The organism is Streptomyces sp. BE20, from assembly GCF_036322525.1.
Classification (GTDB): domain Bacteria; phylum Actinomycetota; class Actinomycetes; order Streptomycetales; family Streptomycetaceae; genus Kitasatospora.
Map to the genome: position 1 here is coordinate 1 of NZ_JAQYWW010000477.1, position 488 is coordinate 488.

Here is a 488-nt window from a genome sequence, read left to right on the forward strand (position 1 = left end):
GGCGGCGCCGGGCGTACACACACCAACCACAACCCCCCCCCGACAAACACGCCAACACAACACAAACCAACACCCACAAACAAACCCACAACACCCAACAACATAACCACAAGACCCAAACCCCCCCGAGCTGGCCCACGCCATTGTGCCCAAGGTAGCCGACAACACCGGCGTCTTAGCCCTGGAGGCCCTGGCCGCCCGCCCGACCCTCGAAACCCAGGAACCGTCCCCGCCGCACCACGTCCGCCCGCTCGCCCAGGCCACAACCGAACCGCTCTACCCGGCCGAGGCCCTGCCGGAGGAAGCCGTGTACCAGGAGGCGCCGGAAACCCCCTACCCGAGCGCGCACGCCACCCGCCGGACGGTGGTGGTGCCCTCCAGGGAGCTTACGCCAAAGAGCAACGGGATAAGCGAGATCCCCCCCCCCGCCAACCAGGGCGACCGGCCGCCGTCCGTGCGGATAACCCCGCTGGTGGCCCGCCCCACCA

At 68.9% G+C, this 488-nt stretch carries 1 protein-coding gene; it reads left to right on the forward strand.

Going from position 1 to position 488, the window contains the following annotated elements; translation table 11 throughout:
• Window positions 1-145 precede the first annotated feature (145 nt).
• On the forward strand, window positions 146-488 hold a 343-nt coding region (locus PUR61_RS06595; protein ID WP_329876622.1), incomplete at its 3' end, for a hypothetical protein.